Annotated in this window: 18 protein-coding genes; 15 read left to right on the plus strand and 3 right to left on the minus strand. The window is 73.0% G+C overall.

The genetic code is table 11. The annotated features are described in order from the left end of the window. Nucleotides 1-34: 34 nt before the first annotated feature. From IEZ05_RS23990 to mtnA, 9 genes are all read left to right on the plus strand, one after another. The gene (locus tag IEZ05_RS23990) at nt 35-463 is read left to right on the plus strand and encodes an ester cyclase (RefSeq protein WP_189232297.1); all 429 of its coding nucleotides are present in this window, start codon (nt 35-37) and stop codon (nt 461-463) included. 154 nt (nt 464-617) lie between these two features. After that, a complete protein-coding gene (locus IEZ05_RS23995) occupies nt 618-1,478 on the plus strand; it encodes an oxidoreductase (RefSeq protein ID WP_189232298.1) in 861 nt (286 codons plus the stop codon). Between the two features lie 49 nt (nt 1,479-1,527). Next, nucleotides 1,528-2,922, plus strand: coding sequence for a cytochrome P450 (locus IEZ05_RS24000; RefSeq protein ID WP_189232299.1), 1,395 nt, complete (start codon nt 1,528-1,530; stop codon nt 2,920-2,922). After that, entirely contained in the window at nt 2,919-4,370 is a 1,452-nt protein-coding gene (locus IEZ05_RS24005) for an aldehyde dehydrogenase family protein (protein WP_189232300.1), read from the plus strand. Before IEZ05_RS24000 ends, IEZ05_RS24005 begins: the two co-directional genes overlap by 4 nt. A gap of 64 nt (nt 4,371-4,434) precedes the next feature. Next, entirely contained in the window at nt 4,435-5,709 is a 1,275-nt protein-coding gene (locus IEZ05_RS24010) for a cytochrome P450 (protein WP_189232301.1), read from the plus strand. Beyond that, complete coding sequence (locus tag IEZ05_RS24015) at nt 5,702-5,932, plus strand: ferredoxin (RefSeq protein WP_189232302.1); 231 nt, start codon at nt 5,702-5,704, stop codon at nt 5,930-5,932. The genes IEZ05_RS24010 and IEZ05_RS24015 overlap by 8 nt, the downstream gene beginning before the upstream one ends. Before the next feature lie 143 nt (nt 5,933-6,075). Next, nucleotides 6,076-6,393 carry a hypothetical protein gene (locus IEZ05_RS24020; RefSeq protein WP_189232303.1) on the plus strand — a complete coding sequence of 106 codons (318 nt, stop codon included), beginning with the start codon at nt 6,076-6,078 and terminating at the stop codon, nt 6,391-6,393. A gap of 124 nt (nt 6,394-6,517) precedes the next feature. Beyond that, on the plus strand, nt 6,518-7,804 hold the full coding sequence (locus IEZ05_RS24025) for an MFS transporter (protein WP_189232304.1): 1,287 nt from the start codon (nt 6,518-6,520) through the stop codon (nt 7,802-7,804). Beyond that, nucleotides 7,801-8,841 (plus strand): S-methyl-5-thioribose-1-phosphate isomerase, encoded by a 1,041-nt coding sequence (gene mtnA, locus IEZ05_RS24030; RefSeq protein ID WP_189232305.1) that lies wholly within the window; start codon nt 7,801-7,803, stop codon nt 8,839-8,841. The genes IEZ05_RS24025 and mtnA overlap by 4 nt, the downstream gene beginning before the upstream one ends. 114 nt (nt 8,842-8,955) lie before the next feature. On the opposite strand, the gene mtnB is transcribed toward mtnA, so the two are convergent. From mtnB to IEZ05_RS24045, 3 genes are read right to left on the minus strand one after another with little or no spacing between them, the layout of a single operon-like run. Next, nucleotides 8,956-9,591 carry a methylthioribulose 1-phosphate dehydratase gene (gene mtnB, locus IEZ05_RS24035; RefSeq protein ID WP_229869832.1) on the minus strand — a complete coding sequence of 212 codons (636 nt, stop codon included), beginning with the start codon at nt 9,589-9,591 and terminating at the stop codon, nt 8,956-8,958. After that, nucleotides 9,588-10,313, minus strand: a complete 726-nt coding sequence (mtnC, locus tag IEZ05_RS24040; RefSeq protein WP_189232306.1) for an acireductone synthase — start codon at nt 10,311-10,313, stop codon at nt 9,588-9,590. The genes mtnB and mtnC overlap by 4 nt, the downstream gene beginning before the upstream one ends. Further along, nucleotides 10,310-10,903, minus strand: a complete 594-nt coding sequence (locus IEZ05_RS24045; RefSeq protein WP_189232307.1) for a 1,2-dihydroxy-3-keto-5-methylthiopentene dioxygenase — start codon at nt 10,901-10,903, stop codon at nt 10,310-10,312. The genes mtnC and IEZ05_RS24045 overlap by 4 nt, the downstream gene beginning before the upstream one ends. A 350-nt stretch (nt 10,904-11,253) precedes the next feature. Here IEZ05_RS24045 and IEZ05_RS24050 point away from each other — a divergent pair, with 350 nt between their 5' ends. The 6 genes from IEZ05_RS24050 to IEZ05_RS24075 all read left to right on the plus strand — a co-directional run bounded on the left by IEZ05_RS24050 (nt 11,254) and on the right by IEZ05_RS24075 (nt 20,693). After that, nucleotides 11,254-13,047 carry a non-ribosomal peptide synthetase gene (locus tag IEZ05_RS24050; RefSeq protein WP_189232308.1) on the plus strand — a complete coding sequence of 598 codons (1,794 nt, stop codon included), beginning with the start codon at nt 11,254-11,256 and terminating at the stop codon, nt 13,045-13,047. A 4-nt stretch (nt 13,048-13,051) separates the two neighbouring features. Further along, entirely contained in the window at nt 13,052-16,582 is a 3,531-nt protein-coding gene (locus tag IEZ05_RS24055; RefSeq protein WP_189232309.1) for a type I polyketide synthase, read from the plus strand. Between the two features lie 96 nt (nt 16,583-16,678). Further along, a complete protein-coding gene (locus tag IEZ05_RS24060) occupies nt 16,679-17,878 on the plus strand; it encodes an aminotransferase class V-fold PLP-dependent enzyme (protein ID WP_189232310.1) in 1,200 nt (399 codons plus the stop codon). After that, a complete protein-coding gene (locus tag IEZ05_RS24065) occupies nt 17,875-18,672 on the plus strand; it encodes a thioesterase II family protein (protein ID WP_189232311.1) in 798 nt (265 codons plus the stop codon). The genes IEZ05_RS24060 and IEZ05_RS24065 overlap by 4 nt, the downstream gene beginning before the upstream one ends. Next, nucleotides 18,669-19,829 carry a GNAT family N-acetyltransferase gene (locus tag IEZ05_RS24070; RefSeq protein WP_189232312.1) on the plus strand — a complete coding sequence of 387 codons (1,161 nt, stop codon included), beginning with the start codon at nt 18,669-18,671 and terminating at the stop codon, nt 19,827-19,829. Before IEZ05_RS24065 ends, IEZ05_RS24070 begins: the two co-directional genes overlap by 4 nt. Before the next feature lie 48 nt (nt 19,830-19,877). Continuing rightward, nucleotides 19,878-20,693, plus strand: a complete 816-nt coding sequence (locus tag IEZ05_RS24075; RefSeq protein ID WP_189232313.1) for an S-methyl-5'-thioadenosine phosphorylase — start codon at nt 19,878-19,880, stop codon at nt 20,691-20,693. Nucleotides 20,694-20,750: the final 57 nt, after the last annotated feature.

Genomic DNA, 20,750 nt, shown 5'->3' on the forward strand with positions numbered 1-20,750 from the left:
CCACCGCATCACCCGATCCCGAGGAGTGCACGACATGAGCGACACCCAGCACGTCAGCGCCAACCGAAAGCTGCTGGAGCACTACTACGAGGAGTGCCTCAACAAGGGCAACCTCGACGCCGTCTACGCCAAGGCCGTCCCGGACCACATCAGCCACGGCACCCGCGCCGACGGCTTCGAGGGCGTGGAGCACCTCAAGGAGTGGGTCCGCATCCAGCGCGCCTCCTTCCCCGACCTGCACGTCGTCGTCGACGAGTGGATCGAGGAGGGCGACAAGGTCGTCCAGCGGTTCACCGCCCGCGGCACCCACTCCGGCGAGGACTACTACGGCATCCCGGCCGGCGGCCGGAAGATCGAGGTCTCCGGGATCGTCATCGACCACTTCGTCGACGGCAAGATCGTCGAAAGCTGGTTCTCGATGGACGGCATGGAACTCGCCCAGCAGCTGGGCGCCCTGGGCTGACCCGCGCGGAGCCGCCCCACGGCTCCGCCCCACCGGACCGGACGGCCGGGGGCGATCCCGTCGATGCCCCGCCCCCGGCCGTCCGACCCCTGTCTCCCCGCACCCAGCACACCCATCCGCGTACCCATGAGCCCCCCAGAAAGGGGAAGGCACGATGACACAGCGCCCGACCGCCCTCGTCACCGGGTGTTCGTCGGGGATCGGCCGGGCCACCGCACTGCGCCTGCACGCCGCCGGTCACCGCGTCTACGCCACCGCCAGGAAGCCGGAGACGCTCGACGAGCTCGCCGCACGCGGCCTGCGCACCCTGGCCCTGGACGTCACCGACCCCGAGTCCGCCGAGGCCGCGGTCGAGACCGTGGAGGCCGAGCACGGCGCGGTGGACGTCCTCGTCAACAACGCCGGATACGGACTGTCCGGGACCTTCGAGGAGACCTCGCTGGAGCAGGTGCGCGAGCAGTTCGAGACCAACGTCTTCGGCCTGGTCCGGCTCACCCAGCTGGTGCTCCCCGGAATGCGCGCCCGCGGCGCCGGCACCGTCGTCAACGTCTCCTCCATCTTCGGGCGGTACGCGGCCCCTGGCGGCGGCTACTACCACGCGAGCAAGCACGCCGTCGAAGCCCTCAGCGACGCGCTCCGGCTCGAGGTGGCGACCTTCGGCATCCGGGTCGTGCTCATCGAACCGGGGCCGGTGCGCACCCCCTGGGGCCAGCGGTTCATGGACCACATCCCGCACGGAAGGGCCCGCGCCGACTCCCCGTACCGTCGCTTCCACGAACGGACGGCGGCCTACTACGACAGCATCTACAACGGCACCCGCAGAACGCTCGCCGGCACGTTCGCCATCGAGGCCGAGCAGGTGGCCGGCACCATCGTCCGGGCCGTCGGGGCCCGCTCCCCGCGCTCGCGCTACCCGGTCGGCTTCCTCGCCGCCGGCACCATCGCGCTGCGCCGGCTGACTCCGGACCGGATCTTCGACAACGCGTTCATACGGCGCCAGTTCCCGGTCCCGTGAGCGGGCGGACCCGGCAGCTTCCCGGCGAACCAACGAGGTGACGAGAGACATGACCACCCTGGCACCGACCCCCGCGACCGCCCCCCGCGGCGCGGTCGCCCCCGGCCCACGCGGCGTTCCCCTGCTGGGCAACCTGCCCCAGTGGAAGGCGGACACCGCCCAGTTCCTGCTGCGCGCCCAGCGTGACCACGGAGAGGTCGCCCGGCTGCGCCTCGGCCCCTACACGGTCCACCTGGTGACGGCTCCCGACGCGGTGGGACGGGTCCTGAAGGAGAACAACGCCAACTACACGCGCGGCGTGCTCTACGAGCAGTTCCGGATCGTCATGGGCGACGGGCTGCTCACCACCGACGGCGACTACTGGAAGGCCCACCGGAGGGCGGTCCAGCCGGTGTTCCTGCGCAAGGCGGTCGCCGCCATCGGCCCCAACGTGGTGCGCGCCACCCGGGAGATGCTCGACGACTGGGAGGTCCGCGCCCGCCGCGGCGAGCCCGTCGACCTGGTCACCGAGACCCTGCGCCTGACCCTCGTCACGCTCAGCCGCTCGCTGTTCGGCTACGACATCCGGCCCGCCGCACCGGTTCTGAAGGACATCGTCGACAACGTCATCGAAGTGATGTTCAAGCACGGCTCGGCCGCCGAGTTCATGCCCTCCTGGCTGCCGACCAAGCGCAACCGGCTCATCGCCCGCGACCGGCGGATCTTCACCCGGCTCGTCACCGAGATCCGCGACAGCCACGCGGCCACCGGGGAGGGGCCGCTGATGGAACTCATCGAGGCGGCCACCGACCCGGTCACCGGCGCCCGCTGGACCGACGACGAGATCCGCGACGAGATGCTCACCATCTATCTCGCCGGACACGAGACCACCGCCGTCGCCCTGCTGTGGACGCTGGTCTCCCTCGCCAACCACCCGCCCGTCGCCGAGGAGCTCGACGAGGAACTCGCGACGGTGCTGGGCGGCGCCGAGCCCACCCCCGAGGACGTGGAGCGGCTGCCGTACACCGGTCAGGTCGTCGACGAGAGCCTGCGGATGTACCCGCCGATCTGGATCTACCCCCGGGACGCCGTGGCCGACGACGAACTCGGCGGCTTCCACATCCCCGGCGGCTCGTCCGTACTGCTCTCGCCCCTGGTCTCCCACCGCAACCCCCGCTACTGGGACAACCCCGAGGCCTTCGACCCGCACCGCTTCGACCCGGACCGGGTGAGGGAACGGCCCCGGATGACCTACTTCCCGTTCGGCGCCGGCGCGCGCATGTGCATCGGCAACTTCATGGCCCTGCTGGAACTGCGGATGATCACGGCGATGATCCACCAGCGGTTCCGGCTGCAGCTGGTGCCGGGTGACCTCCTGCGCTACGGCGACACCTCCATCTCGCTGCGCCCGCTGACCAAGGTGCTCGCCCTTCTCGAGCCGCGCGAGCCGGGAGGCCGGGCATGACCACGGCCACCGACCCGCCCCCCGCCACCGGCCCGGCCACCCCCCGGACGGACGACGTCGCCGCCGCGGTGGCGGACGCCCGCCGCGCACAGCCCGGTTGGGACGCGCTCGGCTTCGCCGGGCGGCGCAGGATCCTCGACGCGTGGTGCGCGCTGATCCTGCGCCGCTCGGACGAGCTGATCGGCCTCATCCGCGACGAGACCGGCAAGACGGCCGACGACGCTCGTCTCGAAGTGGTCCTCGTCGCCCACCACCTGCGCTGGACCGCCGCCCACGCCGCCCGGGTCCTCGGCCGCCGCCGGGTCTCGCCCGGCCTGCTGATGTTCAACCACGCGGTCGAGGTGAGCCACCGGCCGCTCGGCGTCGTCGGCGTCATCGGCCCCTGGAACTACCCGGCGTTCATCCCCATCGGACCCGTCTCGGCCGCCCTCGCCGGCGGCAACACCGTCGTGCTGAAACCCAGCGAGCTCACCCCGAGGACCGGCGAGTGGCTCGCGGCCACCCTGGCCGAGGTCACCGGCGGAACCCGGGTGCTGCACCTCGTCACGGGCGACGGGGCGACCGGTGAGGCCCTGTGCCGGGCCGCCGTCGACAAGGTCTCCTTCACCGGCTCCAGCGCCACCGGTCGCCGCGTCATGGCGGCCTGCGCCGACAACCTGACACCGGTGGTGATCGAGGGCGGCGGCAAGGACGCCATGGTCGTCGCCGCCGACGCCGACCTCGACGCCGCCGCCGACGCCGCGGTCTGGGCGGCGATGACCAACGCCGGACAGACCTGCGTCGGCCTGGAACGCGTCTACGTCGTCGACGCCGTCGCCGACCGCTTCCTGGACCTGGTGACCGAGCGCGCGGGCGCCCTGCGCGTCGGCGACGGGCCCGACGCCGACCTCGGCCGGATCGTGCTGCCCCGGCAACTCGACGTCATCGCCGGCCATGTGCGCGACGCCCTGGCCCGCGGCGCCCGCGCGGTCCTCGGCGGCCCGCAGTCCGTCAGCCCGCCGTACGTCGCTCCGATCGTCCTCGCCGACGTACCGGAGGACTCGTCCGCCGTCACCGAGGAGACCTTCGGACCCGTGCTCGTCGTGAACCGGGTGGCCTCCGTGGAGGAGGCCGTGAAGCGCGCCAACGCCGGCGGGTACGGACTGGGCGCGTCCGTCTTCACCCGCGACCGGTCCTGCGGCCGGAGCGTCGCCGCCCGGCTGCGGGCCGGCATGGTGTCCGTCAACGCCGTGATCGCCTTCGCCGGAATGCCCGCCGTCCCCTTCGGCGGGGTCGGCGAATCCGGTTTCGGCCGGGTCCACGGCCCGGACGGGCTGCGCGAGTTCACCCGCACCCAGGCCGTCACCCGTCAGCGGTTCCGGCCGCTGATGCAGCCCACCTCCTTCCGCCGCCGCGCAGGGACGATGCCGGCCCTGGTGCGCATGGTGCGCACCCTCCACGGCCGGTGACGGCGATCGCGGCAACCCCGCGCCGACGGCCCCGCGCACCCGCCCCGAAAGGAGCACACAGCACATGACCACCACCCCGACCGGTACCGCGACCACCGGGCTGGCCCGGCTCGCCGACCACGCCTCCCGGGCCCACCCCTACCCTCTCCTGCGGGAGTTGCGGGAGGCGTCCCCCTTCACCGACCCCGCCAGCGGCATCGTCGTCGTCGGCCGGCGCGCGGACTGCGAGACCGTGCTGCGCAGCCCACGGGTCAGCAGCAACCGACTGGGCGCCGGGATCACCAAGGTCCCCCAGCAGCCCAACCTGTTGAACCTGGACGCACCGGACCACACCCGGCTGCGCAGGCTCGCCGGAAAGGCGTTCAGACCGCGGGTCATCGAACGCTGGCGACCCCGCGTCCAGGCCATCGTGGGCGAACTGCTCGCGGACATCGCCGCGAGCGGCGCCGACAGCGTGGACATGGTCTCCCGCTTCGCCTACCCGCTGCCCGTCCGGGTGATCTGCGAGATGCTCGGCGTGCCCCGGGAGGACCACGCGGTCTTCGAGAAGTGGGCGCACGCCATCGCCTTCACCGTCGACCCGCAACTGGTCCCCGGCGAGCTGACCACCGAAGTCGAACGGAACGTCGAGGAGGCCCGTACCGGCTTCGTCGGCTACTTCTCCCGGCTCATCGAGGAACGCAGGCGGGAACCGCGCGCGGACATCCTGTCCGAGCTGATCGCCGCCGAGGAGGAGGGCGACCGTCTCACCGAACGGGACCTGATCCTCAGCTGCGTCCTGCTGCTGGTCGCCGGCCACGAGACCACCGCCAACCTGATCCTCAACGGCCTCCTCGCCCTGCTGCGCCGGCCCGACCAGCTCCGGCTGCTGCGCGAGCGTCCCGAACTGGCCGAGGCCGCCGTGGAGGAGGTCCTGCGCTACGACGCCCCGGCCCAGATGATCACCCGGATCGCGCGGGAGCCGTTCACCCTGGGCGACCAGGAGGTGGCCGCGGGGCAGCCGCTGCTGCTGTTGCTGGCCGCCGCGAACCGGGACCCCCTGCAGCACCGCGACCCGGACCGCTTCGACATCACCCGGGGCGATCCGGGACACCTGGGATTCGCCGCCGGACCGCACTTCTGCCTCGGCTCGGTGCTGGCCCGGATGGAGGGCGCCATCGCTCTCGACGCCTTCGCCCGGGCGTTCGTCGAGCCGAGGCTGGACGAGGCGTCGCTGCACTACCGGCCGCACGTGTCCGTGCGCGGCCCCGACCGGCTGCGGATCACCTTCCAGGACGTCCGGCCGGACCGGCTGCCCGCCGCCGGCCCGGCCGGTGACAGGGAGGCCGGACATGTCTGAGCGGCAGTGGGAGGTGACCGTCGATCAGGGGCGGTGCGTCGGCTCCGGCGTGTGCGCGGCCGTGGCGGCCGGTCACTTCGCCGTGCGCGACCGCCGCTCCCACGCGGTGCACCCCGTCTCCGCACCCGACGACGCGGTGCTGGACGCCGCCGAGACCTGCCCCATGGAGGCCATCACGGTCCGGGAGGCCGGCTCCGGCGCTCTGCTCGCCCCGGTGGAATGACCGTGTCCGGGGCGGTCAGGCCGGGCGACCTCGTCACGGTGACCCACCGGCCGCATCCGCTCGTCGGCCGGCGGCTGACGGTCCGCGCGGTCCGCGGCCGCGGTGCCGGGAAACTCCTGTGCGAACGCCCCGGCGGAGGGCTGGTGACCGTCCTGCCCTCCTGGACGGACCGGGCCCTCGGCGCCGTACCCGACCAGGAGCGCGAATCCTGCCGCGAGACACCCGGTGAGTCCCGCTCCGCGGCACGCCCCCGGGCCGGCGGCGCCGCATTCCCCATCTCCGACACCGCCCTGTACCGGCTGCGCGCCTCCCTGGCGCTGTCGGTGGAACGCTTCGTCGGCCTGGACACCGTGAAATCCTCCGTCACCGAAATACCGTTGCCGTCACTGCGCTATTTCTCGGCAGGTGAGAAAGAGAAGCCGACTTCTCGCCTCGTGAGAAAGGAGGAAGAAGTGAGGTGAAAGCTCATTGACGGGCCCTCATGACTCCTTGCTAGGCTGCCCAGGATCATTTTCGGTCGGGGGACCGGTGGAAATTCCGTAGACGAGAGCGGGAATCACCCCCCGGCCCATGGGAGTTGCACACATGACGAAAAAGCCTGCCGCACTCCTGCGAGGCTGCGGGAAACTGCTCCTCGGCATGGAATGGGACCCCGTACTGGGGCGCGCGGCCGTGGTGCACCTGATCAGCGGCGCCTCGTTCTCGACCTTCTGGAGTTACGCCGGTGTCTGGGCGATCGAGGCGTCGGGCGCCACCACCGGTCAGGTGGGCGTCATGTTTCTCCTCAGCGCCGTCCTCAGCCCGCCCGCGGCCTGGCTCGGCGGCTTCGTCTCCGATGCGGTGGGCCGCCGCAACGTGCTGGTGGCGAGCACCGGCCTCCAGTCCCTGCTGATCCTCTGTCTGTGCCTCACCGGACACAGCGTGGCCTGGGGCATCGCCCTGGTCGTCCTGGCCGGGGTGGTGTGGGCACCGGGACGCTCCGCCGTCAACGCCATCGTCGCGGACGTCGTCCCGCCGGAACGCCGGGACCAGGCGTACGCGGGCCTGCGCACCGCCAACAACCTCGGTGTGGTCGTCGGCCCCCCGCTGGCCGCGCTGTTCCTGTTCCTCGGTGACTGGACCGCGTTCCTGCTCGGTATCGCCCTGCTCGGCGGTCTCACCTGCGCACTCGCCGTCCGGCTCCTGCCGCGCGACCGGGCCCGCGCCCACCAGGGCGGCTCCGCCGCGCGGACCGCGCGCGTGGTGCTGACGGACGGGCCGCTGCTGCTGCTCCTGGTGGCGACGCTCCTCGGATTCATGGTCTACATGTCCTTCGAGACGGTGCTGCCGGTCATCGCCGTCACGTCGTTCGGGTTCGCGCCCGAGACCTGGGGCCTGCTGTACGCCATGAACCCCGTGGTGGTGCTGCTCTTCCAGGTGCGCCTGACCCGCTGGACGCGGAGCTGGCCCGCCTCCGTCACGCTGAGCGTCGGAGTGCTGCTGATGGGGCCGCCGTTCCTGCTCTTCCTGATCTCCCACCACGCCGCGGCCGTCGTGCTGGTGGTGCTCGTCTTCGCCTTCGGCGAGATGCTCTGGGTGCCCACCATGCAGGCCACCGTCGCCCGCCTGGCGCCGCCCCACATGCACGGGGCCTACCTCGGCGGCTACACCAGCGCCCAGCTGCTGGCCTGGATGATCGCGCCGCTCACCGGACTGCGCCTGCACGAGTCCCTCGGGGACCGCGCCATCTGGGTCTTCTTCACCGCATTGTCCGCCGTCAGCGTCGTGGCCGGCCTCGCGGCGGTCCGCCGCAGGCGCCGCACCGTGCCGGACGGCCGTGCCGACGTGCCGGAGTCCGTCCGCCCCGACCCCTCCCCGGAGAGAGCCCCGTGAGCCACGAACCGCGAGCCGTCAGCTGGACGGGCACCTCGCTGTCCCTCATCGACCAGACGGCCCTGCCCGCAACGCTGCGGCGCCTGGACATCCGTGACGTGGACGCGCTGATCGACGCCATCGTCCGGCTCGCCGTGCGAGGCGCTCCCGCCATCGGGGCGGCCGGCGCCTACGGTGTCGCCCTGGCCGTGGCACAGGCCCGCCGGGAGAACTGGTCCGACGGCCGCCTGGCCGACGCCGTCGCCCGGCTGCGCGCCGCGCGTCCCACCGCGGTGAACCTCGCCGTGTGCGTGGACCGGGTCGCCGCGCGGATCCCCGAGGGCCCGGACGCCGTGGTCGCCGAGGCCGACGCGATCCTGCGTCAGGACCTGGCGGCCAACCGGGCCATGGCCGAGGCCGGCGCCGACTGGCTGGTCGAGCGGGTGGCCGCCGACCGGCCGCTGCGGATCCTCACCCACTGCAACACCGGTGCGCTCGCCACCGCGGGCATCGGCACCGCGCTCGGCGTCATCCGCGCACTGCACGGGCGGGGACTGATCGAGACCGTGTACGTCGACGAGACGCGCCCCCTGCTCCAGGGGGCCCGGCTGACGGCGTGGGAGCTCGCCCAGGAGGGCATTCCGCACCAGGTCCAGGCGGACGCGGCGGCCGCGGCCACCGTCGTCGGCGGACTGGTCGACGCCGCGGTCGTCGGCGCGGACCGGATCACCCGCAACGGCGACACCGCCAACAAGACGGGCACCCTGGGCATAGCCCTCGCCTGTGCCCACGCGGGCCTGCCCTTCGTGGTGGCCGCGCCCTCCGACACGGTGGACCTCACCACGGCCACGGGCGCCTCGATCCCCATCGAGCAGCGCGGTGAGGCGGAGGTGCTGAACCTCATCGCCGGCGGCATCACGGCCCCGGACGGCACCCGGACCCGCGCCCACAACCCGGCGTTCGACGTCACCCCCGGCACCCTGATCACCGCACTGGTGTCGGAACGAGGGGTCCTGGAGGTCTCGTCGGGCCAACTGCCGGGGGACCACTGGGGCTGACGCCGAGCACGGCCGTCGGCCTCCCGTGCGCGGGGGTGACGTGCGGGCAGGGCGGCCTGTCGGCCGCCTCGGCCGCCCGCTGAGCGCTCCCGCCTCGGCCGGAGCGCTCGCCGCCTACCGCCCCCGCTCCTCCGCGAGTCCGAGTTCGAGCAGCCACTCCACGACTTCCGTGTGGCGGCGGGCCTCTCCGGGATCCGCGCCCCAGGCGTACAGGCCGTGACCCGCCACCACGACCGCCGGTACCCGGGGGTTCAGCGCGGCCTCCAGACGGTCGCCGAGGACGCGCATGTCCTGGGAGTTGCGGATCACCGGCAGGACGACCTCTTCGTCATGGGCGGACCGCCCGATGCCCTTGAGCATCTCCAGGTCGCGGAACACGATGCCCCCCGGGCGCCGGCGGCCCATCGCCACCGAGGCGACGGTGTGCACATGGACGACGGCGCCGGCGCCCGTCAGCCGTACCACCCGGGCGTGCAGGGCGGCCTCCGCGGACGGCCTCCCGGCAGCCGAGGCGCCCGGCACGGCCTCGCCCTCCTCGTCCACCAGGACCGTGTCCTGCGGCCGCAGCTCCCCCTTGTCCAGCCCGCTCGCCGTGACCAGGAGGCGCAGCGGGTCCCGGCCCGTGACCACGGACAGGTTTCCCGAGGTCCCCCGCATCCACCCGAGTGCCGCGAACCGCGCCGCCTCCGCGGCCAGCGTCCTGCCCTCGGCCGCCGTCCGCGGCGCACCGGTGGCCATGGTTCCCGTCATGCCGTTCCCTCCGTGAGGACGAGGTCGATCTCGGTGAACGAGCGGACCCCGGGGTGGTCCGTACGGTCGGTCTCCCGGTGCGGCTCCTGTGGCCGGAGCAGGACGCCCGTCAGCCATCCCGCCTCCCGCGCCGCGTTCAGTTCGCCGGCCCGGTCGGACAGGAACAGGGTGGCCCCGGGCGGTACCCCGGTCGCCGCGGTGATGGCCCGGTAGGACGCGCACGCCGTCTTGGGCCCGGCGTTGCGGGTGTCGAAGAAGCCGCTGACCAGCTTCGACAGGTCGCCCTCCGCGGCATGTCCGAACCAAGAGCGCTGCGCGGACACCGAGCCGGAGGAGTAGACGTACAGTCGCGCCCCCCGCTCGTGCCAGCGCCGCAGGGCGGGTACGACGTCGGGGTAGAAGTGCGCCGTGAGGTCGCCGCGCGCGAAGGCCTCCGACCAGATGATGCCCTGGAGCGTCTTCAGCGGCGTGACCTTCCGGTCCTCGTCGAGCCACTCGTCGAGGGCACGCTCGACGCGGCGCGCGTCCGCGTCCGGTTCGTCCAGCAGCTCCCGGACCTGCTCGACGGCGGCCCGGATCTCCGGCTCGTCCCGCCGTTCGGTGAGCAGCTGCGCGAAGCGCGGGCGCGAGTACGGGTACAGGACGTCGGTGACATGGCGGGTCGCGCTGGTGGTGCCCTCGATGTCCAGCACCACGGCGGCCGCCCGGCAGCGCAGCGTCACGCGTCCACCCCGGCGCGGCCGGCCCGGAGCGTGTCGAAGTCGGGGAAGCGCCGGGCGATGTCGCTGCCGGTGAACGTGCCGATCCAGCCGTCCTCCTCGTGGAAGAAGCGGATCGCGGTGAACGAGGGCCGGGTGCCCATGTCGAACCAGTGCGTGGTCCCCTTCGGCACGCCCAGCAGGTCGCCCCTCTCGCAGTACACGGCGTGCACCTCGCCGCCGGCGTGCAGGTAGAAGACGCCCGCACCGGAGACGAAGAAGCGGACCTCGTCGTCGTCCTCGTGGGTGTGCTCGGCGAGGAACTTCTCCCGGGCCACGCGGGCCCGGTCCGCCCAGTCCGGGGAGCCATCGGGGTGCAGTGACACGACGTCGACGGTGAGGAATTGCTCCTGGGCGGTGAGGGCCTCCACCTCGTCGGCGTAGGCGGCGAGCACGGCCTCGGGACCGGCGCCGGGCGCCAGGTCGTCCCGCACGGGCCACTGCTCGTAGCGGACGCCGAGCGGAGCCAGCGCCGCCCCGATCCGCTCCGGATCCGTGGTGCGGAGCGAAACGGTGTCCGGGCCGGATTCGGGCCAGGTGGTCAGAAGCGTCATCAGCACTCCATCCGAGAAAGAAGGCCGGCGGGTCCTTCCCGGACCACCGGAGGATTTCACCGTCGGTGGATCGTACGGCATTCCGAGGACCCCCGGCAGAGCGAACTCATTTCTTTCTCGCCCGCCGAGAAGAACAGTGTGTTTCTCGCCCGGTGAGAAATATCCCGCGGCTGCCCGAGAGGCCCTGCGCATGCCGGGAACAGGCGTCTTTCCAGCACGTGTCCGCACCGTCGGGGCGGCCGAACGACATTGACAACGACGCGCCGCGCATATTTGGCTGGTCGACGCTTGCCGAGGAAAGGTGCGGAAGCGGTCGTCGTCCGGTGAAGAATGAGGGTTGAGGGTACGGAATGGCGGAACAGACGAAGTCGGATCCGGGTTCACGGTCGGCCAGCCGATGCCTGCACGACCAATTCGCCGGACAGGCACGGCGGCGCGGGAATTCCGTCGCGGTCGTCCAGGGCGAACGGTCCCTGACCTACGCGGAACTGCACGAGCGGGCCCGCGCCCTGGCCGCCCGGCTGAGGGCCGAGGGCGTGGGACCCGACGTGGTGGTCGGCCTTTTCGCGGAGCGGTCGGTCGAGATGCTCATCGGCATGCTCGGCATCCTGGAGGCGGGCGGCGCCTATCTGCCGCTCCGGGTCGACGACCCGGCGGACCGGGTGTCGTTCATCCTGCGCGACGCCGGAGTACGGGTCGTCGTCACCACGCCCGTGACCGACGGGCGCGGCCTCGACTTCGACGGAGTGCGCGTGCGCGCCGACACCGCCGCCGGCGTCGTCCCGGCAGGCGAGAGCCCCGTCCGTGCGAGCGAGGAGAACCTCGCCTACGTCATCTACACCTCCGGCACCACCGGCAATCCGAAGGGCGTGGCCGTCCCGCACCGCGCCGCCGCCCGGATCGTCCGCAGCGGCATCTATGGCGACTTCGACGAGCACCAGACGTTCCTCCAGGCGTGCCCGCTGTCCTTCGACGCCTCCGTGTTCGAGATCTGGGCGGCCCTCGCCAACGGCGCGCGGCTGGTCCTGCTGCCGCAGCAGCGCTCCTCGGCGGACGCCGTCGTCGACACCGTCCGCCGCTACGGCGTGACCACCTGCTGGCTCACCCCCACCCTGTTCAACCAGCTGGTCGACGAGGGTCGGCTGAAGGACAGCGGCCTGCGCCAGGTGGTGATCGGCGGAGAGGTCGTGTCCACCCCGCACCTGGCGCAGGCCATGCGGTCCACCGACATCCGCTTCGCCAACGGCTACGGGCCGACCGAGGCCGGCGTGTTCACCTGCTGTCACATCTTCCAGGAGTCCGACCTCGCCTACGCACCTCCGCCGGTCGGCGCCCCCCTGCCCGGCACCCGGGTCTGGATCCTCGACGCGGAAATGCGGCCGGTGCCCGACGGAGAGCTGGGCGAGCTGTACATCGGCGGGCCCGCGCTCGCCCGCGAGTACCACGGGCGACCCGACCTCACCGAACGGGCCTTCCTGCCCGACCCGTTCGGCGAGACCGCCGACGGCCGGATCTACCGGTCCGGTGACCTCGGCCGGATGCTCCCCGGCGGACTGGTCCAAGTGGTCGGCCGCACCGACAGCCAGGTCAAGATCCGTGGCAACCGGGTGGAGCTGACCGAGGTCGAGGCCGCCCTCCTGGACGAACCGCCCGTCGCCCAGGCCGCCGTGGTCGACCGGGGAGAGGGAGCCGAGCGGGTGCTCGCCGCCTACGTCATCCCGGCGTACGGCGCCACGCCCACCGTCGCCGAGCTGCGGGCCCGGCTCGCCACCCGGCTGCCCGACTACATGATCCCCACCGAGTTCCACCGCCTGGAGCGGCTGCCGCTCACCCGGCACGGCAAGACGGACCGTGCCGCGCTGCGCGCCGAGACCGCCGCGCCCCGGCTGGAGCTGGGCACCGCCTACCGGCCCGCCGCCGGCGAGCTGGAGGCACTGATCGCCGGCATCTGGGCCGAGGTCCTCGGCGTGCGGACCGTCGGCATGGACGACAACTACTTCGACCTGGGCGGCACCTCGCTCACCATCAAGCAGGCGCAGCTCCGCCTGGAGGAGCGGACCGGCGTCCGTCTTCCCTCCACGGCCCTCTACGAATACCCCACCGTTCGCGCGCTCGCCGAAGCCATGGCCAAGCACGAGGTATGAACCTGTGAACCCTCAGCCCAACGACCCTCACTGTCGCGACATCGCCGTCATCGGCATGGCCGCCGAACTGCCGGGCGCCGACGACCTGGACGCCTTCTGGGAGAACATCCGCGCGGGCAGGGAGTCCATCACGCACGGCTCCCCGCGGGTCGTCGAGGACCCCGCCACCGGCCGCCGCACGGTGCACGCCCGCGGTGTCCTGAAGGACGTCCGCCGCTTCGACGCCGAGTTCTTCGGCATACCGCGCCGCGAGGCCGAGGTTCTCGACCCGCAGCACCGGCGCCTGCTGGAGCTGTCCTGGAACGCCCTGGAGGACGCCGGTCACGACCCGTACCGAGTGCGGGAGACCGTCGCCGTCTACACCTCGGTCGGCCCCAACACCTACTACGGCACCAGGGACTTCGGTGCCCGCTCCGCCGCCGAGCACATGCTCATCCAGCTGTCCAACGGGCCGGACACCCTGCCCACCCGTATCTCCTACAAGCTGGGCCTGACCGGCGAGAGCGTCAACGTCCAGTCCGCGTGCTCGTCGGCCGCCGTCGCCGTCCACCTGGCCTGCGAGTCGCTGCGGGAGGGCCGGGCGGACATGGCGCTGGTCGGCGCGGCCAGCATCAGCGCGCTGGAGACACTGGCGTACGAGCACCAGGACGGGTTCATCCTGTCCGCGGACGGCAGCACCCGTGCCTACGACAAGGGCGCCAGCGGCTACGTGGAGGGCGACGGCGCCGGCGTGCTCGTCCTGCGCCGCCTCGACGACGCCCTCGAGCACGGGGACAACGTCCACGCGGTGATCAAGAGCAGCGCGGTCAACAACGACGGCCGGGCCAAGGCTGGTTACTCGGCTCCCAGCGTCGAGGGGCAGTCCCGGGTCATCAGGGCGGCGCTGGAGGCCTCCGGTGTCCCCGCCGACACCATCGCCATGGTCGAGGGCCACGGCACCGGCACCCAGGTCGGCGACCCGATCGAGGTGCGCGGTCTGGCACGCGCCTACCGGGCCTTCACCGACCGCACCGCCTACTGCGCCCTCGGCTCGGTCAAGGCGAACATCGGCCACCTGTGTTTCGCCTCCGGCATCGCCGGGCTGCTCAAGGCCGTCCTGTGCCTGAAGCACGGCGAACTGCCGCCCATGGCCGTCCTCGAGGAGGCCAACCCGGACCTCGACTTCACCGACACGCCGTTCTACCTCAACCGGACACTCAAGCCGTGGCCGCAGCCCGGCCCCCGCCGGGCCGGTGTCAGCTGCTTCGGGATGGGCGGCACCAACGCCCACTTCGTCCTCGAACAGGCACCCGAACCGGTTGCCGGCGGCGAGGGACCGTCCGGCCCCCGCAGGACCCTCCCCGTGGTCCTGTCGGCCCGCAGCGACGAGGCACTGACGGAGGTCCGGCGCCGCCTGGCCGCCCATCTGCGCGCCCACCCGGACACCGATCTCGTCGCCCTCTCCCACACGCTCGCCACCGGCCGCCGCCCGTTCGCCCACCGCTGGGCCGTGGCGGTCGACTCGACGGAGACCCTGCTGCGCGCACTCGACGGCGACCCGCCCGCCCCGGACGGCTCGCGTGCCGCCGAACTGGCCCGAACCTGGGCCGAGGGCGACGACGCGGACTGGGACGAGGTGTTCCAGGCGGCCGACCGGCGCCGGATCTCCCTGCCCGGCTACCCGTGGCAGGGCGAGCGCCTGTGGATCGAGGCCGCCCCGGCCGGCGACCAGGGCGCGGTCGAACTCGAGGCGCAGGAGCAGGCCCCGGTCGCCGAGTGGCTCCACCGGCCCGCCTGGGAACGGACCGCGCTGCCCCGGCCGTATCTGACCGGCGACCTGCCGCCCGTCGACGGCGTCACCCTGCTGCTCGGCGACGGCGGCCCCGCCGGCCCGCTGGCGGCCGAGCTGATCGCGGCGGGACGCACCGTGCTGCACGTCACGCCCGGCGACCGGTTCGAGGTGACGGACGACCACCACGCCGTCGTACGCCCCGCGGACGCCGAGGACTTCCGGCGGCTGGTGGACTGGGCCGTGACGCGGGGCGGTCAGGTGGCCGAGGCCGTCCATCTGTGGTCCTACGGAGCCCCGGCCGACCAGGACACCGGCATCGCCCGGGGCGCCCTCGCAGTGCTGCACCTGGTGCAGGCACTCACCGCGGCACGGCAGAGCACCGACCTGTGGATCGGCACGGAGAACGCGCAGGCCGCCGTCGCCCCGCGCCCCGCGGCCACCGCGCCCGAGGACGGCCTCCGTGCCCTGCGTCCGGAGGCGTCCGCGATGCTCGGACTGTGCCGGGTCGTCCCGCAGGAGCACCCGGAACTGCGCTGCCGTGCCGTCGACTTCGCGTCGGACACCCCGCACGAGCAGGCCGCCGCCGGCCTGCTCGCGGAGATGGCCTGGCCGAGCGGCGACCCCGAGGTGGTCTACCGCGGCGGTGACCGGCTGCTGCCCACGGTGGAGCGGCTGCCCGCGCCCGACGGCGGCCCCGTGCCGGTGCCCGTACGCCCCGGCGGGGTGTACCTCGTCACCGGCGGTCTGGGCCGCATCGGTCTGGTCGTCGCCGAGGTGTTCGCGCGCACCGCCCCGGTCCGGCTGGCGCTCGTCTCCCGCACCCCGGACGCGGACGCGCCCGGCGTGCGCCGGCTGCGCGACCTCGGGGCCGAGGTACTCGTGCTGGGCGCCGACGTGGCCGACGAGACGGCGATGCGACGGGTCGTCGACGAGGTGCACGCCCGCTGGGGAGCCATCGACGGAGTGGTGCACTCGGCGGGCATCGAGGAGAGCCGCAACTTCTCGTTCATCGTCGACACCGGCACCGACCGGGCCCTGGCGGCCCTGCGTCCCAAGGTGCCCGGCACAGCCGTCCTGGACCGGGTGACCCGCGACGAGCCACTGGCGTTCTGCCTGGTCTGCTCCAGCATCGACACCCTGCTCGGCGGCATCGCCTTCGGCATCTACTCGGTTGCCAACCGCTACCTCGACAGCTACGCGCACTGGCGGCGCGCCCACGGAGCCCCCTGGGTCAGCGTCGACTGGGACTCGTGGCGGTTCGACGAGAACGGCTCCGGCCGCATCGGAGCGGCCGCCGCCCGCACCGCGATCCGGCCCGAGCAGGCGGGCGACGTCCTGGGCGCCGTACTGACCGGCGGAGAGGCGCAGCGCGTCGTCTCCACCGTTCCCCTGGCCGGCCGCATCGAGCGCATCCGCCGCGCCTTCGAACGACGCCGGCAGGACGCCGCCGCACGCGAGGGCACACCGGGCGCCCTCACCCGCGAGGAGATCGGCAGCCTCGTGCGCGACGTCATCGGGGAGATCACCGACACCCCCGGACCGCAGGACGAGGACGAACTGCTCGCCGTCGGCTGTGACTCGCTCGCCCTGCTGGAGGTGGTGGTCCGGCTGGAGAGCGCGCTGCGGCTCAAGCTGCCCATGGCCGACCTGTGGGGCTGCACCACCCTGTCCGACCTCGCCCACGTCTGCTGGGCGGCCGCCGGAGCACAGCGGACGGACGACGGCGACGGCGCCGAGGAGGCGCTGCGCTATCTCGCCGGCTGACGCGGCACGGCGCTCCGCGTTCGCGCGGAGCGCTCCCGAGACCTCAACTCAGAGGCGTCTCGCGCAGACGCCGGCCGAAGACGGGTGACCGAACCGATGGAATTCGACCTTGCCAGGGCCCGCGCCGACACACCGGGCGCCGCCCATGTCGTCCACCTCAACAACGCGGGCGCGAGCCTCGCTCCGCGCGCGGTGACCGACGCCATGACCCGGCACCTCGCGCTGGAGAGCACCGTGGGCGCGTACGAGGCCGCCGAGCGTGCCCACGAGGCGGTCGCCCGGGCCCATGACGCGCTCGCGGCACTGCTGAACGCCCGCCCCGACGAAATCGCGATCATGGACAGCGCGACCCGCGCCTGGGGAATGGCGCTGTCCAGCATCCCGCTGCGCCGGGGGGACCGGGTGCTGGTGTCACCCGTCGAGTACGGCAGCAACCACATCTCGCTGCTCCACCTCGCCGAACGCACCGGCGTCCGCCTGGAGTTCCTGCCGGTCGACGGTGACGGCCTGGTCGACACGGCCGCGCTGGAACAGTGCCTGGACGAGCGGGTCAAGCTGGTGGCCATGGCCCACGTGCCCATGCACGACGGCCTGGTGAACCCGGTCGCCGAGGTGGGCAAGGCGGTGCGCCGGACCGACGCCCTGTTCCTGGTGGACGCCTGCCAGTCGGTGGGCCAGCTGCCGGTGGACGTCCAGGACTTCAACTGCGACCTGCTGGTGGGCTGCGGCCGCAAGTACCTGCGCGGCCCGCGCGGCACCGGTTTCCTCTACGTCGCCCGCGACGTCGCCCCCCGCCTCACCCCGGCGGTGCTCGGCCTGGACGGCGTCGAGTGGCACGGCGGGGAGTACCGGATCGCCCCCGGCGCACGCCGCTTCGAGACCTGGGAGGTCAACGCCGCGGCCCGGATCGGGCTCGGGGTGGCCGTCGACTACGCCCGCGGCTGGGGCGTGGAGCGCACCTGGCAGCGGGTCCGCTCCCTGGCCGCCGGACTGCGCGCCGACCTGGCCCGGGTGCCGGGCGTCACGGTGGAGGACCGGGGCGTGGAGCGGTGCGGCAACATCGCCGTCACCTTCGCCGACCACGACCCCTTCCAGGTGCGCGCCGAACTGCTGAGGGCCGGCATCAACAGCTGGGTGTGCCTCGACAACGCCGCCTGCCACGACATGCAGCAGCGCGGCCTCAGCCGTCTGCTGCGGATCTCCGTCCACTACTACAACAGCGAGGCCGAGCTGGACCGGCTCTGCTCGGTGCTCACCGGTGTCACCTCAGGAACGAAAGCGAGGGCCTTCGCATGACGGCATCGGCATGGATCAAGCGGCCCAGGCCGCGCCCCGAGGCCCGCGCGAGGGTGTTCTGCGTCCCGCACGCCGGGGCGGGACCGTCGTCCTACGCGCACTGGGTCTCCGAACTCCCCGAGGACGTCGAGCTGTGCCTGGTGCACCTGCCGGGGCGGGAGGCGCGGCTGACCGAGCTGCCGCTCGACGACATCACGGCCATCGCCCAGCGCGTCGGCCGTGCCTGCGCGGACCTGCTCGACCTGCCCTTCGTCCTCCTCGGGCACAGCATGGGCGCGCTCGTCGCCTACGAAACGGCACGGCGGCTCACCGTCGCGCCCCGCCGGCTGTTCGTCTCCGCCTGCCCGCCCGCGCACCGGCTGGTGGAGGAGCCGCCGGTCGCGCACCTGCCCGACGACGAGTTCCTCGCCGAGGTCCGCCGCGCCTACCAGGGCATACCGGACGAGGTGTGGAGCGACCGGGCCCTGATGCGGATGATGCTGCCCGCCCTGCGCGCCGACTTCGCCGCGTACGAGACCTACGAGTGGGTCCGGCGCGACCCGCTGAGGTGCCCCGTCACCGCGCTGGGCGGCTCCACGGACGCCCTGGTGCCCACCGCTTCGCTCGCCGGCTGGGCGGAACTCACCGAAGCGCCCTGCGAGGTCAAGGTGTTCGACGGCGGGCACTTCTATCTCACCGAGGCCCGCCACGAGGTCCAGCGGATGGTCACCGCGGCGCTCCGCACGGACGTGGCCCGTCCGCAGACCCACCCGGAGACCGCCGGTGCCGGCCGGACCCGAGGAGCCGGGGCATGACCGTATGGACGACCGACAGCCTGGCTCAGGCGCGGGAGAGGGGCTGGGACACCGTCGTACCGCCCGACGACCTCTTCCGCTCCCCGGGCTGGCTGGCACTGGAGAGCGAACAGACCAACATCCCGCCCCGGTACTACCTGGCGGGTGAGCCCGGCCGCGCCGAGGCGGGCCTGTCCTGCTACCCGCTCGACGCCTCCTCGGAGGCCTGGCCGTTCATGCGCGTGGACCGGACCGTGCGCATGCTCGCCGGTGCCCGAGGCGTCGAACCGGACGAGGACACCGCCCGAGCCGTCGACGCCCTGCTGCCCACCCGGCTGTTCGGCGGACGCAGGGTCCCCGACACCGCGCTCGTCACGGCGCCCGGACTGCCCGAGGACCGGCGCCGGCGCCGGATCGCCGAACTGGTCGCGGCCGGCGAGGACGACGCCCGGGCCGCCGGCGGGGCCAGCTCGGCCTTCCTCTTCGTCGCCGCGTCCGACACCGGGCTGCGGGACGTCCTGCGGGAGCGCGGCTACGCCGAGTTCCCCACCGCCCACTACTCCACCCTGCGGCTGCCCGAGCCGGGCTTCGAGGGGTACCTGGGCCTGCTGCCCAGCGACCGCCGGCGCAAGGTGCGTTACGAGCGCCGCCGTCTCGAGGCGGCCGGCGTCGACTTCCGTGTCGAGCCCCTCACCCCCGCCCTGACCGGCGAACTGGTACCGCTGCTGCTCAAGCACGGCAGCAAGTACGGGCACGCCTACACCCCGGAGGCGCTGACCCGCACCCTGGAGCTCCATGCCACGCACTGCGGCGCGGACGCGGAGGTCATCACCGCCCGCTCCGAGGACGGCGCGGTGCGCGGCTTCTCGCTGGTCGTCCGCCGGGGCACCCGTCTGTACATCCGGCTGACCGGCTACGACTACGACTGGCAGGGCAAGCTGCCCCTGTACTTCGCCCTGTGCTTCTACGAACCGGTGGAGCACGCGAGCCGCATCGGCGCGACCACGCTCGACTACGCCGTCGCCTCGGAAAGCACCAAACTCTCCCGCGGCTGCACCCAGGAGCGCCGGTTCGGCTACGTCAAGGCGTTCGACCCGGCGACGCACACGATCGTCGCCCGGCTGCTCGCCCGCCTCGGCGACGACCCGGAAGCCCCGCACGCCGCCGCCGGATCCTGATCCCGCACCTGCCCGGCCACCGCACCGCACTCGCCGAAGGACAGCCCCATGACCGGAACCACCCAGGCCGCGCCGACCCTTGGCGTCATCGGCGGCAGCGGCTTCTACCGACTGCTCGAAGAAGCCGAGGAGATCACCGTCGACACGCCCTACGGCGCGCCGTCCGACACCGTCGCGGTCGGTTCGGTGGCCGGGCGACGGGTGGCGTTCCTGCCCCGGCACGGCCGCACCCACGCCCACCCGCCCCACCGCATCAACTACCGGGCCAACCTGTGGGCTCTGCGCGCCCTCGGGGTGCGTCAGGTGCTCGCGCCCTGCGCGGTGGGGTCGCTGCGCCGCGACCACGGCCCCGGTGCCGTCGTCGTACCGGATCAACTGGTGGACCGCACCAGCGGGCGGGCGCAGACCTTCTTCGACCAGGGGGCGCTGCACGTGCCGTTCGCCGATCCGTACTGCCCCGACGGGCGGAGCACCGTCCTCAAGGGCGCGGCGGCCGTCGGCGCCGACGCGCACGACGGCGGCACCATGGTGGTGGTCGAAGGGCCCCGGTTCTCCACCCGCGCCGAGTCCCGGTGGTTCACGTCGGCCGGCTGGTCGCTGGTCAACATGACAGGACACCCGGAGGCCGCTCTGGCCCGGGAACTCGCCCTGTGCTACACGTCGATCGCCCTGGTCACCGACTACGACGCGGGCCTGGACGCCGGTGAGGGCGTACAGCAGGACGATGTCTTCGCGGTGTTCGCGCGCAATTCCGACCGTATGCGGGAGATCGTGCTGGAGACGATACGACGGCTGCCGGAGGAGCGGACGTGCCCGTGCCCCGGCGCCCTCGCCGGAATGGATCTCCCCTTCGAGCTGCCCTGAGGGCTGCTCGTGGGCCGTTCGAGGTGGGTTCAGTGGTCCGGACCACCGACAGTTGTC

Origin of the sequence: Streptomyces flaveolus (assembly GCF_014648815.1) — a bacterium.
Lineage (GTDB): Bacteria > Actinomycetota > Actinomycetes > Streptomycetales > Streptomycetaceae > Streptomyces > Streptomyces flaveolus.

Bases quoted from the DNA above. Each gene is read 5' to 3' on its own strand.
- IEZ05_RS23990 (WP_189232297.1), top strand. From the start codon at position 35: ATGAGCGACACCCAGCACGTCAGCGCCAACCGAAAGCTGCTGGAGCAC.
- IEZ05_RS23995 (WP_189232298.1), top strand. From the start codon at position 618: ATGACACAGCGCCCGACCGCCCTCGTCACCGGGTGTTCGTCGGGGATC.
- IEZ05_RS24000 (WP_189232299.1), top strand. From the start codon at position 1,528: ATGACCACCCTGGCACCGACCCCCGCGACCGCCCCCCGCGGCGCGGTC.
- IEZ05_RS24005 (WP_189232300.1), top strand. From the start codon at position 2,919: ATGACCACGGCCACCGACCCGCCCCCCGCCACCGGCCCGGCCACCCCC.
- IEZ05_RS24010 (WP_189232301.1), top strand. From the start codon at position 4,435: ATGACCACCACCCCGACCGGTACCGCGACCACCGGGCTGGCCCGGCTC.
- IEZ05_RS24015 (WP_189232302.1), top strand. From the start codon at position 5,702: ATGTCTGAGCGGCAGTGGGAGGTGACCGTCGATCAGGGGCGGTGCGTC.
- IEZ05_RS24025 (WP_189232304.1), top strand. From the start codon at position 6,518: ATGACGAAAAAGCCTGCCGCACTCCTGCGAGGCTGCGGGAAACTGCTC.
- mtnB (WP_229869832.1), bottom strand. From the start codon at position 9,591: ATGACGGGAACCATGGCCACCGGTGCGCCGCGGACGGCGGCCGAGGGC.
- IEZ05_RS24045 (WP_189232307.1), bottom strand. From the start codon at position 10,903: ATGACGCTTCTGACCACCTGGCCCGAATCCGGCCCGGACACCGTTTCG.
- IEZ05_RS24050 (WP_189232308.1), top strand. From the start codon at position 11,254: ATGGCGGAACAGACGAAGTCGGATCCGGGTTCACGGTCGGCCAGCCGA.
- IEZ05_RS24060 (WP_189232310.1), top strand. From the start codon at position 16,679: ATGGAATTCGACCTTGCCAGGGCCCGCGCCGACACACCGGGCGCCGCC.
- IEZ05_RS24065 (WP_189232311.1), top strand. From the start codon at position 17,875: ATGACGGCATCGGCATGGATCAAGCGGCCCAGGCCGCGCCCCGAGGCC.
- IEZ05_RS24070 (WP_189232312.1), top strand. From the start codon at position 18,669: ATGACCGTATGGACGACCGACAGCCTGGCTCAGGCGCGGGAGAGGGGC.
- IEZ05_RS24075 (WP_189232313.1), top strand. From the start codon at position 19,878: ATGACCGGAACCACCCAGGCCGCGCCGACCCTTGGCGTCATCGGCGGC.